The organism is Pseudomonas sp. LAP_36 (genome assembly GCF_019456785.1).
Lineage (GTDB): Bacteria > Pseudomonadota > Gammaproteobacteria > Pseudomonadales > Pseudomonadaceae > Aquipseudomonas > Aquipseudomonas tritici.
Genome location: NZ_JAHZMS010000005.1, coordinates 419,835 through 435,036, shown reverse-complemented (window position 1 = coordinate 435,036; position 15,202 = coordinate 419,835). Strand labels below are relative to the sequence as shown.

General features: G+C 60.3%; 9 protein-coding genes. All 9 read left to right on the top strand.

Going from position 1 to position 15,202, the window contains the following annotated elements; genetic code table 11:
* Positions 1–182: 182 nt before the first annotated feature.
* A complete protein-coding gene (gene recC, locus JBO08_RS19145) occupies positions 183–3,635 on the top strand; it encodes an exodeoxyribonuclease V subunit gamma (protein WP_065874649.1) in 3,453 nt (1,150 codons plus the stop codon).
* Positions 3,632–7,306 (top strand): exodeoxyribonuclease V subunit beta, encoded by a 3,675-nt coding sequence (gene recB, locus JBO08_RS19140; protein ID WP_220074427.1) that lies wholly within the window; start codon positions 3,632–3,634, stop codon positions 7,304–7,306. The genes recC and recB overlap by 4 nt, the downstream gene beginning before the upstream one ends.
* Complete coding sequence (recD, locus tag JBO08_RS19135; protein WP_220074426.1) at positions 7,303–9,375, top strand: exodeoxyribonuclease V subunit alpha; 2,073 nt, start codon at positions 7,303–7,305, stop codon at positions 9,373–9,375. The genes recB and recD overlap by 4 nt, the downstream gene beginning before the upstream one ends.
* Before the next feature lie 141 nt (positions 9,376–9,516).
* The gene (locus JBO08_RS19130; protein ID WP_220074425.1) at positions 9,517–10,092 is read left to right on the top strand and encodes a YfiR family protein; all 576 of its coding nucleotides are present in this window, start codon (positions 9,517–9,519) and stop codon (positions 10,090–10,092) included.
* Positions 10,089–11,351, top strand: a complete 1,263-nt coding sequence (locus tag JBO08_RS19125; RefSeq protein ID WP_065945768.1) for a diguanylate cyclase domain-containing protein — start codon at positions 10,089–10,091, stop codon at positions 11,349–11,351. The genes JBO08_RS19130 and JBO08_RS19125 overlap by 4 nt, the downstream gene beginning before the upstream one ends.
* A gap of 4 nt (positions 11,352–11,355) precedes the next feature.
* The gene (locus JBO08_RS19120) at positions 11,356–11,847 is read left to right on the top strand and encodes an OmpA family protein (RefSeq protein ID WP_065874654.1); all 492 of its coding nucleotides are present in this window, start codon (positions 11,356–11,358) and stop codon (positions 11,845–11,847) included.
* Between the two features lie 340 nt (positions 11,848–12,187).
* Positions 12,188–13,135 carry a TauD/TfdA family dioxygenase gene (locus JBO08_RS19115; RefSeq protein ID WP_065874655.1) on the top strand — a complete coding sequence of 316 codons (948 nt, stop codon included), beginning with the start codon at positions 12,188–12,190 and terminating at the stop codon, positions 13,133–13,135.
* Positions 13,136–13,190: 55 nt separating this feature from the next.
* Complete coding sequence (locus JBO08_RS19110; protein ID WP_065945770.1) at positions 13,191–14,039, top strand: EamA family transporter; 849 nt, start codon at positions 13,191–13,193, stop codon at positions 14,037–14,039.
* Positions 14,039–14,986, top strand: a complete 948-nt coding sequence (locus tag JBO08_RS19105; protein WP_065880782.1) for a LysR substrate-binding domain-containing protein — start codon at positions 14,039–14,041, stop codon at positions 14,984–14,986. Before JBO08_RS19110 ends, JBO08_RS19105 begins: the two co-directional genes overlap by 1 nt.
* Positions 14,987–15,202: the final 216 nt, after the last annotated feature.

The window sequence follows — 15,202 nt, the reverse complement described above, 5'->3', positions numbered from 1 at the left end:
TGGGGTTTCCCCATGTGAGAGTAGGTCATCGTCAAGATTAAATTCCGAAACCCCTGTTTGCTAACGCGAACAGGGGTTTTGTTTTGGGCGGTCGAAAAGACATCTAACATCCCAATTCCGCCAATAACTGTCCACAGTGCTAAAGTCGCACCCTCGATTTTGCTTTTCCCAAGGAAGCCGTTATGCCGGATGCGACGTCCCTCAGCGCTGGATTCATGGTGGTTCACGGCAATCGCCTGGATGAACTGCGCAGCCTGGTGGTCAGCTGGATGCGACGCTACCCCCTGGCGCCCCTGGAAAACGAAATCGCCCTGGTGCAAAGCAACGGCATCGCTCAATGGCTCAAGTTGGCCCTGGCTGAAGATCCGGAAGAGGATGACATGGGCGGCTGCGGTATTGCTGCCGCAATTGACGTGCAACTGCCCGGCAGCTTCATGTGGCAGCTCTACCGAATGGTGCTTGGCCGTGACGAAATCCCGCCCAAGTCCCTGCTGGACAAGGCCCCCCTGACCTGGCGCCTGATGCGCCTGCTCCCAGAGCTTATCGATCAGCCGCACTTCGAACCGTTGCAGCGCTTCCTCACCCACGACACCGACCTGCGTAAACGCTACCAACTCGCCGAGCGCCTGGCTGACTTGTTCGACCAATACCAGGTCTACCGCGCCGACTGGCTGGAAGACTGGGCTGCCGGCCGCCACCAACTGCGTAACGGCCGGGGCGACGCCAAACCGCTCAATCCTGCTAACTGCTGGCAAGCCGAACTGTGGCGCGCACTGCTGTTGGATGTCGGTGAAGAAGGCATGGCCGAAAGCCGTGCAGGCGTCCACCAACGCTTCATCGAACGCATCAATACGCTCGAGAGCGCCCCACCAGGGCTGCCATCCCGAGTCATTGTTTTCGGAATCTCCTCGTTGCCAGCACAGGCGCTGGAAGCCCTTGCCGGGCTCGCACGATTCAGCCAAGTCCTGCTTTGCGTACACAACCCGTGTCGCCATCACTGGTCCGACATCGTCGCCGACAAAGACCTGCTGCGTAACGAATACAAACGCCAAGCGCGTAAATCCGGCATGCCGGTCACTATCGATCCACAAACCCTGCACCAGCACGCCCACCCGCTACTGGCTGCCTGGGGCAAACAAGGCCGTGACTACATCAGCTTGCTGGACAGCTACGATGACCCCAACAGCTACCGTGCAGCGTTCCGCGATGGTCGTATCGACCTATTCAGTGACAGCGATCCCACCACGCTGCTCAATCAGCTCCAGGACGATATCCTCGAACTGCGCCCACTCAATGAAACCCGCGAACTATGGCCTGCCGTCGATCTGGAGCGAGATACCTCAATCCGCTTCCACATCGCCCACAGCGCTCAACGCGAAGTAGAAATCCTCCACGACCAACTGCTCCAACGTTTTAGCGCCGACCCCACGCTGCGTCCCAGGGACATCATCGTCATGGTCCCCGACGTCGACAGTTACGCGCCGCATATCCGCGCCGTGTTCGGCCAGCTTGAGCGCAACGACCCGCGCTTCATCCCGTTCACCCTGACTGACCAAGGCCAGCGCGGCCGCGACCCTCTGCTGATCGCCGTCGAACATCTGCTGAAACTCCCCGACAGCCGCTTCCCTGTCAGCGAAATCCTCGATCTGCTTGACGTTCCTGCCCTGCGCGAACGCTTCGCCATCAAGGAACGCGACCTGCCCACACTGCACCGCTGGATTGAAGGCGCCGGCATCCGCTGGGGCCTCAACGCCGAACAGCGCGCAGGCCTGGGCCTGCCCACGGAACTGGAACAAAACAGTTGGCGTTTCGGCCTGCGCCGCATGTTGCTCGGTTACGCCGTAGGCACCGGCGCCGCGTGGGACGGCATCGAGCCCTACGACGAAATCGGTGGTCTCGACGCCGCCCTGATCGGCCCGCTGGTCGCCTTGCTCGACGCACTCAGTGACGCCCATCAAGCCCTGTCGCACCCCGCGCCTCCGCAGACGTGGGGCGAACGCCTGCAACGCCTGATGCAACTGTTCTTCCTACCGAGCAGCGAACACGACGACTACCTGTTGGGCCAACTCGAACAACTCCGAGAGACCTGGCTGGAAACCTGCGAGTCCGTGGGCCTACAAGACGAGTTACCTCTCACCGTAGTCCGTGAAGCCTGGCTGGCTGGCCTGGACCAAGGGCGCCTGTCCCAGCGCTTTCTCGCCGGGGCTGTTAATTTCTGCACCCTGATGCCCATGCGTGCGATCCCGTTCAAGCTCGTTTGCCTGCTCGGCATGAACGACGGCGATTACCCCCGCGCCCAACCACCGCTGGACTTCGACCTGATGGGCAGTGATTACCGCCCCGGCGACCGTTCACGCCGTGAAGACGATCGGTACCTGCTGCTCGAAGCCCTGCTTTCAGCGCGTGACCAGCTTTACATCAGTTGGGTGGGCCGCAGCATCCGCGACAACAGCGACCGCCCTGCCTCGGTACTGATCGGCCAACTACGCGACCATCTCGCCAGCGGCTGGCGTCACGCAAACAGCGATGAAGCGCTTATCGAAGCCATGACCCAAGAGCATCCACTGCAACCGTTCAGCGCCCGCTACTTCCATGAGGGCGACGCGCTATTCAGCTACGCCCGCGAATGGCAATTGCTCCACGAAGCCTGCGACGCCACCCCAACAGAACACGACCTGGCACCGCACAAACAGGACGAGCCCCTGAGCCTCGGCCAGTTACAAGACTTCCTACGCAACCCAGTCAAACACTTCTTCAGCCAACGTCTGAAAGTATTCTTCGAAGCCGCCGAAGTGCCGTTGGCCGACGAAGAACCCTTCGTCCTCGACGCACTGCAACGCTACAGTCTAAGCGACAGCCTGCTGAACGCCGCACTCACTGAACCCGATCATCTCGAGCAGGCCCTACACGCCCAGGCCTTGCGACTGCAAGGCAGTGGCCTGTTGCCTATGGTCGGTTTCGGCGAATGCCTGCGCAACGAATTGATCGAGCCGTTGCCCGACCTGCTGCAACGCTATCAACAATTGTTGGCCCTTTGGCCCACCCGGCATACTGGCGCAGAACCTGTCAGTTTTGAGTATCGAGGTGTTCAATTGGAAGGCTGGATCAGCGGTCTGCATCGACGCAGTGATGGCGGCCTGCTAAGCGTCACCACCATCCCCAACAGCATTGGCTCGATCAAGACACGCAAGTGGCATCGCCTCATTCGCCCTTGGGTCAATCACGTGGTTGCCTGCGCTTGCGGCCTGCCTTTAAGCACCGGCTTGGTGGCCAGTGACGACACCTTGCTCCTGCCGCCTCTGGATAAGTCCATCGCACAGGAAATCCTCGGCAACCTGCTGCTCGCCTGGCACACAGGCATGAGCAAACCGCTGCCCGTGGCCGTCAAAACCGCCTTCGCCTGGCTCGGTCAAACCGACCCCGTCAAGGCCCAGGCGGCCGCCAGTAAAGCCTACGAAGGCGACGCCCTGACCTCCGACGGCGAACGTCGCGAAACCCCAGCGCTCACCCGGCAATTCCCCGACTACGCCGCGCTCATCGCCAGCGAAGAATTCGAAGGTTGGTGCGAAACCCTGTATCGCCCCCTGATCAACGCTCCATGGCGCTCACTCACAGGTGAGGAGGCCGGCGCATGACCCGCAAACCTTTGGCCCTTGCCTTCCCGCTCAAGGGCAGCCAGCTGATTGAAGCCAGCGCCGGTACCGGCAAGACGTTCACTATCTCCGCCCTTTACCTGCGTCTGGTCCTCGGCCACGGTGGCGACGACTCCGGTTTTGGTCGCGAGCTGTTGCCGCCGCAAATCCTGGTAGTGACGTTCACTGACGCCGCCACCAAAGAGCTGCGCGAACGCATCCGCATTCGTCTTGCCGAGGCCGCGCGGTTCTTCCGCGAAGAAATTGAACAGCCTGACGCCCTGATCGCTGATCTGCGCGACGAGTACCCACCCGAACAGTGGCCCGCCTGTGCCAACCGCCTGGACATCGCCGCGCAATGGATGGACGAAGCCGCCGTCTCGACCATCCACAGTTGGTGCCAGCGCATGCTGCGCGAACACGCCTTCGACAGCGGCAGCCTGTTCACCCAGACCCTGGAAACCGACCACAGCGACCTGCTCGGTGAGGTGCTGCGCGACTACTGGCGTTTGTTTTGCTACCCGATGCACGACGACGCCCTCAACTGGGTGCGCAACAACTGGGGTGGCCCCGCCGCGTTGATGCCACGGGTGCGCGCGCTGTTCGGCAGCGAACGGCCCACCGATGACGCCCGCGAACCTGCCGAACTGATCACGGCTTGCCTTCAAGAGCGTCGCGAAGCGCTGACAACCATCAAGGCGCCCTGGCAACAATGGGCCGCCGAGCTACGCGATATCTGCCTGCAAGCCGTGGCCGCCAAAGCCGTCGACGGCCGCAAGATGCAAGCGCGTTATTTCGAGCCGTGGTTCGAAAAGATCGGCGCCTGGGCTGCTGACGACACTCTCGAACAACTCGATATCGGTACTGGCTTCACCCGCCTCACGCCCGACGGTATGGCCGAAGCCTGGAAGGGCGAGCCGCCCCAGCATCCTGGCATCGACGCCATGGCCGGTCTCAAGTCGGCCCTCGATGCGTTGCCAACCCCCGAGGCCGCTGTGTTGCAGCACGCCGCCGGCTGGGTGGGGCAACGCTTCGAAGAAGAAAAACGCCGCCGCGCCGAAATGGGCTTCGACGACATGCTCATCCGCCTCAACGCCGCGCTGAAAGCTGACGGCGGCGAACGCCTTGCCAGTGTCATCCGCGAGCAATTCCCGGTGGCCCTGATCGACGAGTTCCAGGACACCGACCCGGTGCAGTACAGCATCTTCGACAGCATCTACCGCATCGAAGAAAACCACCTCGACAGTGGCCTGTTTCTGATCGGCGACCCCAAGCAAGCGATCTACGCCTTCCGTGGCGCTGACATTTACACTTACTTGCGCGCCCGCCAGTCCACCACCGGCCGCCACCACACGCTGGGCACCAACTTCCGCTCCAGCCATGCGATGGTCGAGGCAGTGAACCACGTGTTCCAGCGCGCAGAAAAAGGCCGTGGCGCGTTCCTGTTCCGCGAACCGGATGGTCAGAATCCGGTGCCGTTCCACTCGGTGCTGTCCCAAGGCCGCAAGGAACGATTGCACGTTAATGGCCAAACGCTGCCGGCGATGAACCTCTGGCATTTGCCCACCGAACAGCCGGTTTCCAACGTGGTTTACCGTCAGCAATTGGCTGCCGCCTGTGCCACGCAGATTGTTGAATTGCTCAACGGCGGACAGCAAGGCACAGCCGGTTTCCTACAACCGGACGCGAGCTTCAACGGCGTGCTTCCGTCAGATATCGCCATCCTCGTTCGCGACGGCAAGGAAGCTCAAGCCGTGCGGGCTGAACTGGCTGCGCGTGGCGTGCGCAGTGTGTACCTGTCCGACAAAGACTCGGTCTTCGCCGCCCAGGAAGCCCACGACCTGCTGGCCTGGCTCAAGGCCTGCGCCGAGCCGGATGTTGAGCGCCCGCTGCGCGCTGCCCTGGCTTGCGTCACCCTGAACCTGTCACTTCCGGAACTGGAGCGCCTGAACCAGGACGAACTCGCATGGGAAAGCCGCGTCATGCAGTTCCGTGGCTATCGCGTGATCTGGCGCACCCAAGGTGTGCTGCCAATGCTGCGTCGCCTGCTCCACGATTTTAAACTGCCGCAAACCCTGATCGCGCGCAGTGACGGCGAACGTGTGCTGACCAACCTGCTGCACCTCAGCGAACTGCTGCAACAGGCCGCATCGGAACTGGACGGCGAACAGGCGCTGATCCGCCACTTGGCCGAACACCTGGCGCTGTCGGGCCAGGCGGGTGAGGAACAAATCCTGCGCCTGGAAAGTGATGAACAATTGGTCAAGGTGGTGACTATCCACAAATCCAAGGGCCTGGAATACGACTTGGTCTTCCTGCCTTTCATCTGCTCAGCCAAACCAGTCGATGGCAGCCGTTTGCCCCTTCACTACCATGATGAACACGGCAAGTCGCAGGTCAGTCTGCGTCCGACCGCCGAGTTGATCGACCAGGCCGACAACGAGCGCCTGGCCGAAGATCTGCGCCTGCTCTATGTAGCCCTGACCCGTGCCAAACATGCGTGCTGGCTCGGCATCGCCGACCTCAAGCGTGGCAACAGCAATAGCTCCGTGTTGCACTTGTCGGCGTTGGGCTATTTGCTTGGCGCGGGTGCATCGCTGGGAGAGTCCACGGGTCTGGCGCGCTGGTTGTTGGATCTGCAAGAAGGTTGCACCGCAATCCACTATGCCCACGTCCCCGACGCGCAAGACATCATCTTCCACCCGCCGCGCGACGAAGCCCGGCTTAGAGCGCCCTTGCTGCCCAAACGCAAGGCGGCCGAAAACTGGTGGATCGCCTCCTACAGCGCCTTGCGCATTGGCGACAGCATGAGTGCCGCCAGTCTCGAAGCGCCGGAAAGCCCACAAGCCCAAAAGCTGTTCGATGACGAACGCCTCGACCCCGACGCACCCCGCGAGTTAGCGGCGTCCGGCGGCGACATTCACCGGTTCCCACGCGGTCCGAACCCTGGGACCTTTCTCCACGGTCTGCTGGAGTGGGCGGGGGAGGAGGGCTTCAACGTCACCCCCGAGGCTATCGAAAAAGCCGTAGGGGCTCGTTGCAATCGCCGCAACTGGGAAGGTTGGATCGTCACCCTCAGCAGTTGGCTGGGCCACTTGCTGCAAGCGGCGCTGCCTGTGGACAACGATCACGTCAGCCTGAAAAGCCTGCAGCATTACCAGATCGAAATGGAGTTCTGGTTCGCCAGCCATAAAGTCGACGTACTCGCCCTCGACAAACTGGTGTGCCAGTACACCCACAACGGCGTTTCCCGCGTCGCCGCCGAACCCGTGTTGCTCAACGGTATGTTCAAGGGCTTTATCGATTTGACGTTCGAACATGACGGCCGCTATTACGTGGCCGACTACAAATCCAACTGGCTCGGCCCCGACGATTCGGCCTATACACAGGACGCCATGGAACAGTCGATCCTCGAGCATCGGTACGACCTGCAATACGTACTTTACCTGCTGGCCCTGCACCGCCAACTCAAGGCGCGCCTGCCGGACTACGACTACGACCGCCATGTCGGCGGTGCGCTTTACCTATTCCTGCGCGGCACCCAGTCCGTGAGCCAGGGCGCGTATTTCACCCGGCCACCACGGGAACTGATCGAAGGCCTGGACCTGCTGTTCCAGGGCAAGACCCTCCCGCCCAAGGTTGAGCCCGCCTGGGAACAAGGAGTGCTGCTATGAGCCTGTCGCCGTTACCGCTCGAGGACCTGATGCCTCTCAGCCGTGCCACTGACCTGGTGCAACTGCTGGAGCGTTGGGTGGATCGCGGTTGGTTGCGCGCCCTGGACAAAGCCTTCGTCGGCTTCCTGCACGAACTTGATCCGCACGCTGACCCGCTGGTGCTGCTGGCCGCTGCGCTGACCAGCCATCAACTGGGCCATGGCCACGTCTGCCTCGACCTGTTCGAAACGCTCAAAGCCCCGGACTTCGCCCTGTCGTTGCCGCCTGAAGGCGACCTGCAAACCGGCGCCATGCTGCTGCCGTCGCAGTTGCTCGACGGCCTCGACGGCGCCCACTGGTGCCACACGCTGGCCGCCAGCCATCTGGTCGCGTTGGCAGTTGATGGCAGCGAAGCCGCCCAGAGTCGCCCATTGGTCCTGTCCGGCAAACGCCTGTACCTGCGCCGCTACTGGACCTACGAGCGACGTATCGACACCGCCTTGCGCCTGCGGCTCGCCACCCAGGAAAGCGTCGCCGCCGATTTGTCGCAGCGCCTTGACAGCCTGTTCGACCAGCCGCCGCCTGACGGCGTGATCGATTGGCAAAAGCTCGCCTGCGCCCTGGCCACTCGCGGAGCATTCAGCATCGTCACCGGCGGCCCCGGCACCGGTAAGACCACCACCGTGGTGCGCCTGCTCGCGCTGTTGCAGGCGCCGGCGGTGGAAACCGGCAGCCCATTGCGCATTCGCCTGGCTGCGCCCACCGGCAAGGCCGCTGCACGCCTCACCGAGTCCATCAGCCAGCAAGTGCTGTCGCTGAAAGTGCCGGACAACGTGAAGGAAAAGATCCCGACTCAGGTCACCACTGTCCACCGCTTGCTCGGCAGTCGCCCGGGCACGCGGCATTTCCGTCATCACATCGGCAACCCATTGCCCTTGGATGTGCTGGTGGTGGACGAAGCCTCGATGATTGACCTGGAAATGATGGCCAACCTGCTCGACGCCTTGCCGCCCCATGCACGGCTTGTGCTACTGGGCGACAAGGACCAACTCGCTTCGGTAGAAGCGGGTGCCGTGCTCGGTGATTTGTGCCGCGACGCGGAAGCCGGCTTCTACAGCGCCGAGACCCGCCAATGGCTGCAAGCCGTCAGTGGCGAAGACCTCAGCACCAGTGGCCTGCAGGCAGACCTCGACGGCAGTCATCCCCTGGCCCAGCAAGTGGTGATGCTGCGTTACTCACGCCGTTTCGGCGAAGGCAGTGGCATCGGCCAACTGGCGCGTTGGGTCAACCAGCAAAATGCTGAAGAAGCCCGTAAGCTGCTGACGGCACGCAGCCACAGTGACCTGTTCTGCGTCAGCCTGAAGGGCGAGCACGACCACGCCCTCGAGCGCCTGGTCCTGGACGGGCAGGGCAGCGACGGCGCCCAAGGTTATCGCTACTACCTCAACCTGCTGCAAAGCGCGCGTCCATCTCCCGACACCCCACGCGAAGCCCCCGCCTGGACCCGTTGGGCGCAACAACTGCTGCAAGCCTTCGATGCCTTCCAACTGCTCTGCGCGGTACGCAAAGGCCCTTGGGGTGTGGAAGGCCTGAATCTGCGCATCACCGCAGCCTTGCGCAAGGTGCGGCTGGTCGAGGGCGACGAGCAATGGTACGAAGGCCGCCCGGTGCTCATGACCCGCAACGATTACGGCCTGGGCTTGATGAACGGCGACATCGGCATCGCCCTCAAATTGCCCGAAAGCGATGGCGGCCCGCAGGTACTGCGTGTCGCCTTCCCACGTAACGATGGCCAGGGCGGCGTGCGTTTTGTGCTGCCCAGCCGCCTGAATGATGTGGAAACCGTGTACGCGATGACCGTGCATAAATCCCAGGGATCGGAGTTCATCCACACGGCATTGATCCTGCCGGATGCGCTCAACCCGGTGCTCACCAAAGAACTGATCTACACCGGCATCACCCGGGCCAAGCGCTGGTTCAGCCTGATCGAACCGCGTGGCGGCGTGTTTGAAGAAGCGGTAAGGCGCAAGGTCAAGCGCTTGAGTGGGCTGATGCTTGAGCTGGGGCACGAATCAGAAAAAACTGAGTGACAGGTCATGTAATATTTCTTATTCAGGCGTCTGATTTTTCTGAAAAAATAGCGGGCCACGTGAAGACCCATTCCGCTGAGGGGTTCCACCACTGTGCTATCGTTGCGGCATCATCTGAAAAAAAACTGAGAGTATCGCTGCATGAACGTGGCTGTCTCGCCCACAGAGCGCAGTTTGAGCTGGAGACGCATGTTGCTGGTGGCGGCCCTGTGTGTGCTCGCACCACGCGCCTTCGCCCAGGCGTCCGAGCCCATTGACCTTGCCGCCCACCGGGCCCAGGCGGTCACCCAAGTGGTGCTCGGTATCCTCAGTTATGCGCGCTGGCCGGTAGAGCCTGCGCAATTGCGCCTGTGTATCGTCGGCCCGACCCAGTACACCGACGACCTGATCAAAGGCACCACCCAGGCCACCGGCCGTCCGGTCGTGGTGCAGCGCCTGCTGGCCAGCCATCCCGATATCGTCAACGCCTGCGATGCGGTGTACATCGGCAAACTCAGTGCCGATGAGCGCAGCCAGCTGTTTACCTCATTGATCGGCCACCCGGTGCTCAGCATCAGCGAAGGCGGCGACCAGTGCACCGTGGGCAGCCTGTTCTGCCTGCGGGTGAGTGATGAGCAAGTGTCATTCGAAGTTAATCTCGACTCCGTCGCCCGCAGTGGCGTACGTATTCACCCCAGCGTGTTGCAGTTGTCACGTCGCCGAGCGCCCGCACCATGAAGGCCGATAAAGTGCGACCGACGCTACGCTCGGTCATCGGCCGGGGGCACCTGATCCTGGCGCTGGTGGCGGTGATTCTGGCCAGTGTTTCCCTGACGCTGCTCGGCGTGCTGGCGCTGAGGGTCTATGCCGAACACAACTTGCACCTGATCGCGCGCTCTATCAGCTATACCGTTGAGGCAGCGGTGGTGTTCAACGACAGTGCGGCGGCCACCGAGGCCCTCAGCGTGATTGCCTCCACCGAAGAGGTGGCCCAGGCTGAAGTCCTTGATGCCAATGGCAAGTTGCTGGCTCAGTGGGTGCGCCCGGAAACCGGCATGCTGTCGCGGGTTGAGCTGGAGTTGGCGCATACCCTGCTCGAGCAACCCATCAGCCAGCCGATCCTCCACCAAGGGCGAGCCGTCGGCAGCATTCTTCTCACTGGCCACGGCGGTAGCTTGCTGCGCTTCCTGCTCAGTGGTCTGGCTGGCATCCTGATCTGCACCGCCCTCAGCGCGTGGGTTGCCCTGCATTTGGCGCGACGCTTGTTGCGGGGCATCACCGGCCCGCTGCAAAGCCTTGCCGCCGTGGCCCACGCCGCTCGTAGCGAGCGTGACTTCGATCGCCGCGTACCGCCGGCGCAAATCGCCGAGCTCGACAGCCTGGGCAGTGACTTCAATGCCTTGCTCGGCGAGATGGAAGCCTGGCAAAGCCACCTGCAGAGCGAAAACGAATTCCTCGCCCACCAGGCCAATCACGACAGCCTCACCGGTTTGCCCAACCGGGCGTTCTTCGAAGGCCGCCTGATTCGCGCCCTGCGCAGCGCCGCCAAAGTCAAAGAACAGGTGGCGGTGCTCTATCTCGACAGCGACCGCTTCAAAGAGATCAATGACAGTTTTGGCCATGCCGCCGGCGATGCCGTCCTTGTGGCCGTCGCCCAGCGTGTGCGTGCGCAATTGCGTGAAGATGACCTGGTGGCGCGCCTGGGGGGAGACGAGTTCGCCATCCTGCTGGCGCCGTTGCACACGGTGGCAGACGCCGAGCGTATCGCCGACAAAATCATTGCCAGCATGGACCTGCCGATCCCCGTGCCCGGCAATACCGAGGTATTGACCTCCCTGAGTATCGGCATCGCCATCTACCCCGATCATGGTGCCACCCCCGGCACCCTGCTCAATGCGGCCGACGCGGCGATGTACCAGGCCAAGCGCCTGTCTTCGGGCGGCCAGCACACGGCGGAGTCGGAGCACGCCGCCGTCAATCTTCAACACAGGAGTTGACCCCTTGTTCACCACCGCACGTTTCATGTTGATCACCCTGCTGATGGCACTGCTCGCCCTCGGCGGCTGTCAGACGCCCCCACCCAAAGGCCTGACCCCAGCGCAGGTCGCGGTCCTCAAGCAGCAAGGCTTTGAAATGACCGACGAAGGCTGGTCATTCGGCCTGTCCGGCAAAGTGCTGTTTGGCAGCGATGTCGAGACCCTCAACCAACCCAGCACCGACATCGTCCAGCGTATCGGCAAGGCCCTGCTTGGCGTAGGTATCGAACGCGTTCGCGTCGATGGCCACACCGATGCGTCTGGCAAGGAAACCTACAATCAGCAGCTGTCCCTGCGCCGTGCCAAAAGCGTGGCCACGGTGCTGACCGGCGTGGGTATGAAAGAAGAAAACATCCAGCTGCGCGGCTTGGGCAGTAGCAAACCGGTGGTCTCCAATGACACCGCTGAAGGGCGCACCGAGAATCGGCGAGTGTCGATCGTGGTGAGTGCGGGCTGAGCGAATTCAATTTGAAATGCAGTCAAAATGTGGGAGCTGGCTTGCCTGCGAACGCGGTGTATCAGTACGCGATGTACTGACTGACACACTGCCATCGCAGGCAAGCCAGCTCCCACAGTGGGTTTTGCGGTGCCTTGCTACAGTGTTCGCTTAGCTGCCCGGTGTCATCGCCTGCGTTGAGGCACCATCACCGTATCTCAGCAAAGACCGTCAAGTATGTTTCCTGTAGGAGAAGTCTGTCATGACGAATCTTGATGGCTAGGCTGACGAGGTTTCGCTTTTTCGCAAAGGGTGGGCTTAGTTAAATGGCCGCGCCAACTAACCACCGTAAAGGACTGCGATGAGCATAAACGTCAGTAATTTCCGCCAGGAAGTTTCTAAAGCTAGACTTTCAAACATTGCTTTTGACGAGCTGTTGAGCGCAAGAGAGTTGTTCGAGTCTGAGCGTAAGGGAGTTCGATTCGATACCAAAGCCGCGCACATCAATCCTCTACAATTACCCGTCCTGAATAAGGAGCTAGATAGAATCCGAACCATGGTCGATCATGAAAGCCATGTCTTGATTCTTGATGGTTTTAAGGTCGACAAACTTGCAAGTTTCAAATCGCTGATATGGACATTTGGATCTCTACTCGGTGTGCCAATGGTGCAAAACCATCTCGGTCACAAGGTGATTGAGGTTTATGACAGAGGCGGTAAGAGCATTGAGGAAGGTGCGAGATACCATCAAACCCGCCAAGGTGCCTATGTGCACAACGATGGAGTGAGCGACCCGTTGCCTATCGATTACTTGATCTTGGCTTGCGGACAAAAAGCGCTTTTGGGAGGTGAGAGCATTCTGATTGATGCAAGCGCGGTATACGCAGAGCTGATGGCGTTTCCAGAAATATTGGAAGAGCTTAAGTGCGACTTCTTTTTTGAAAACCGCGGTATGTCAGATGAGGAACAGTTGTTCAAAGCACCTATTCTGAGCTTTTCCAATGAGGGTATCCCGCTGATCAGATATTTTCGCGTCTACATTGAGTCCGCTCACCTTAAGGCGGGAGTGCCGTTAACAGTGGCCCAATCCCAAGCGCTAGACTTTCTGGACACCGTTCTCGATCAGTCATCGGTTCAGCATCGAGTGTTGCTGGAACCAGGGCAGGTACTCATTTCAGCCGATAACAAGTTTCTCCACACCCGTACGCACTTTATAGATATGAATACTCCACGTTGCGTGATTGATGATGCGGAATCCTTGAACGATCTAAATCGCTACATGCTACGGATGTGGTTACGCAAACAATGATGCACCGATGCTCATAACTTACATCCCCCCCACTATCCGCCATAAGCCGAACCCCATGGACAACTCCGATATCGCGATCACGCTGGTCCTGATCTCTGCCTTTATGCACGCCACTTGGAACGCCGTAGTCCGCGCCGGTAGCAGTCGCTTCATGACCTTGGCCATGGTGGATGGCTCCGCGCTGGTGATATGCCTGCTGGCGTTGCCTCTTGTCAGTGTGCCGAGCCTGGAGGTAGGGGGTTATATCCTCGTCTCGGTGATACTCAATACGGTCTATCGGTTATTTCTGGTCAAAGCGTACGAAACGGGTGACTTCGGTCAGGTTTACCCGGTGATGCGTGGGGTACCGCCGGTATTGGTCGCGCTGTTTTCCTACTTTCTGCTGCATGAACAGTTGTCACTTCAGGCGCTGGTGGGGGTGTCGCTGATATGTGTGGGAATTATCAGCCTGACCTTCGTGCGCAGGATGACGGCGCAGATGTTCAAGCCGATCCTGATGGCGGTGTGCGCTGGAGCGTTTATCGCGTCTTACACGGTAGTGGACGCCAAAGGTGTAAGAGCCAGCGAGACGGTGCTGCAGTACATCATCTACCTGACGGTGTTCCAGAGTATTCCGATCCCACTGCTGGCATTTTCCAAAGAGCGCTCGGCTTTGGCTCAAGCCATACGTGGGCATTGGCGAGTCGGCCTATTAGGCGGCGTTTTTTACTTGGCGTCCTACGCACTGGTGTTGTTTGCGTTGTCGCTGGACGCGGTGGCCAAGGTCTCAGCGCTGCGGGAAACCAGTGTTATTATCGGCGCCATTATTGCCGCGCTGTTTTTTCATGAACGGTTCGGCTGGCGACGGATGCTGTCGGCATTCGTCATTGTTAGCGGGATCATCTTGATCAAAGTGAGCACCTGATGGCTCAGCGTCCGCCTCCCACACCGATGCTTCAAGCGTTCGTCAGCGCTGCGCAAACCGGTAGTTTTGCGCGTGCGGCGTCTGAGCTTAACCTCACTGCCAGCGCCATTAGTCATCAAATTGCGGGCCTGGAGGAATGGTGGGGCGTGCAGTTGTTTGAGCGGCATTCACGCGGCGTCAAGCTGACGCCGGCGGGGCAAGCCTTGTTGCCGGTTACCGATGGTTTTTTCAAGGCGCTGGATGGGGTACTGCAATCTCTCAACCCCGGTAAATCCCGACCGTTGTACCTCTCATGCACGTCTTCTCTCTGTTCGACGTGGCTAATCCCCAGGATGCATGGGTCGCACACAGAGGCCTCGTTCAACCTTGATCTGGTGTTGACTAGCGCCGATATGAACAGCACCAGCCTGGAAGCTCATCAATACGATGTCGCGGTGGTGATGGGGTACGGCGATTATCCGGATCATCATGTTGAACTGCTGATGTGCGACGCAGTATTTCCCGTTTGCTCGCCGGAATTTCTACGGTTGAAGGGGGATATTTCACTGGAGGATGTCTCCCGGTACCCGCTGATTCATCGGGTGGACGATCAGGTGTGTCCGGGGTGGGAAAGCTGGTTTGCGTTTCAGGGGCTGGCGGCGCCGCCTTATCACCATGGGCCGCGATTTCCGGATTCGAGCCTGGCGATCAGCCTGGCGGTGAAGGGCACAGGCATCGCACTGGGCAGGACTGCGTTGGTATACGACCAATTGGAAGACGGCGCGTTGGTTGCGTTGAAAAGCCCCGCGATGATGTCGCCAGCGGCGTACTACATCATTTGTCGAAACGGGCGGCAATTAGAGCCGGATATCGCTCGGCTGATTGAATGGCTCAAGACCAGTGCGAGTAAGTTTCTGCGCGAAGTTCGGGCTCGGTATCCGCAAATTGCCGGGGCTGGTGCGGTTTAAATGTAGGAAGGAGCAAGGCTCCTCCCGCATTCGAACGGTGTTCGCTTATCGGCAGACCCGAAGGTCTCCCGCGTACAGCCGCCATAAAACGGTAAAGACAGATAAAAAGCCTGGCAATACTTGGGCATCACATCCCAACTAATCAGAGTCGCTAAACCCGATCGCTGATGAGCAGCGAAGTCAGGAGGCTAGTGACCCAAACGGTAAGGCGCAATG

What these genes read in the sequence shown, in the direction of transcription:
- recC (WP_065874649.1), top strand. Translation starts at nt 183, where the DNA reads ATGCCGGATGCGACGTCCCTCAGCGCTGGATTCATGGTGGTTCACGGC.
- recB (WP_220074427.1), top strand. Translation starts at nt 3,632, where the DNA reads ATGACCCGCAAACCTTTGGCCCTTGCCTTCCCGCTCAAGGGCAGCCAG.
- recD (WP_220074426.1), top strand. Translation starts at nt 7,303, where the DNA reads ATGAGCCTGTCGCCGTTACCGCTCGAGGACCTGATGCCTCTCAGCCGT.
- JBO08_RS19130 (WP_220074425.1), top strand. Translation starts at nt 9,517, where the DNA reads ATGAACGTGGCTGTCTCGCCCACAGAGCGCAGTTTGAGCTGGAGACGC.
- JBO08_RS19125 (WP_065945768.1), top strand. Translation starts at nt 10,089, where the DNA reads ATGAAGGCCGATAAAGTGCGACCGACGCTACGCTCGGTCATCGGCCGG.
- JBO08_RS19115 (WP_065874655.1), top strand. Translation starts at nt 12,188, where the DNA reads ATGAGCATAAACGTCAGTAATTTCCGCCAGGAAGTTTCTAAAGCTAGA.
- JBO08_RS19110 (WP_065945770.1), top strand. Translation starts at nt 13,191, where the DNA reads ATGGACAACTCCGATATCGCGATCACGCTGGTCCTGATCTCTGCCTTT.
- JBO08_RS19105 (WP_065880782.1), top strand. Translation starts at nt 14,039, where the DNA reads ATGGCTCAGCGTCCGCCTCCCACACCGATGCTTCAAGCGTTCGTCAGC.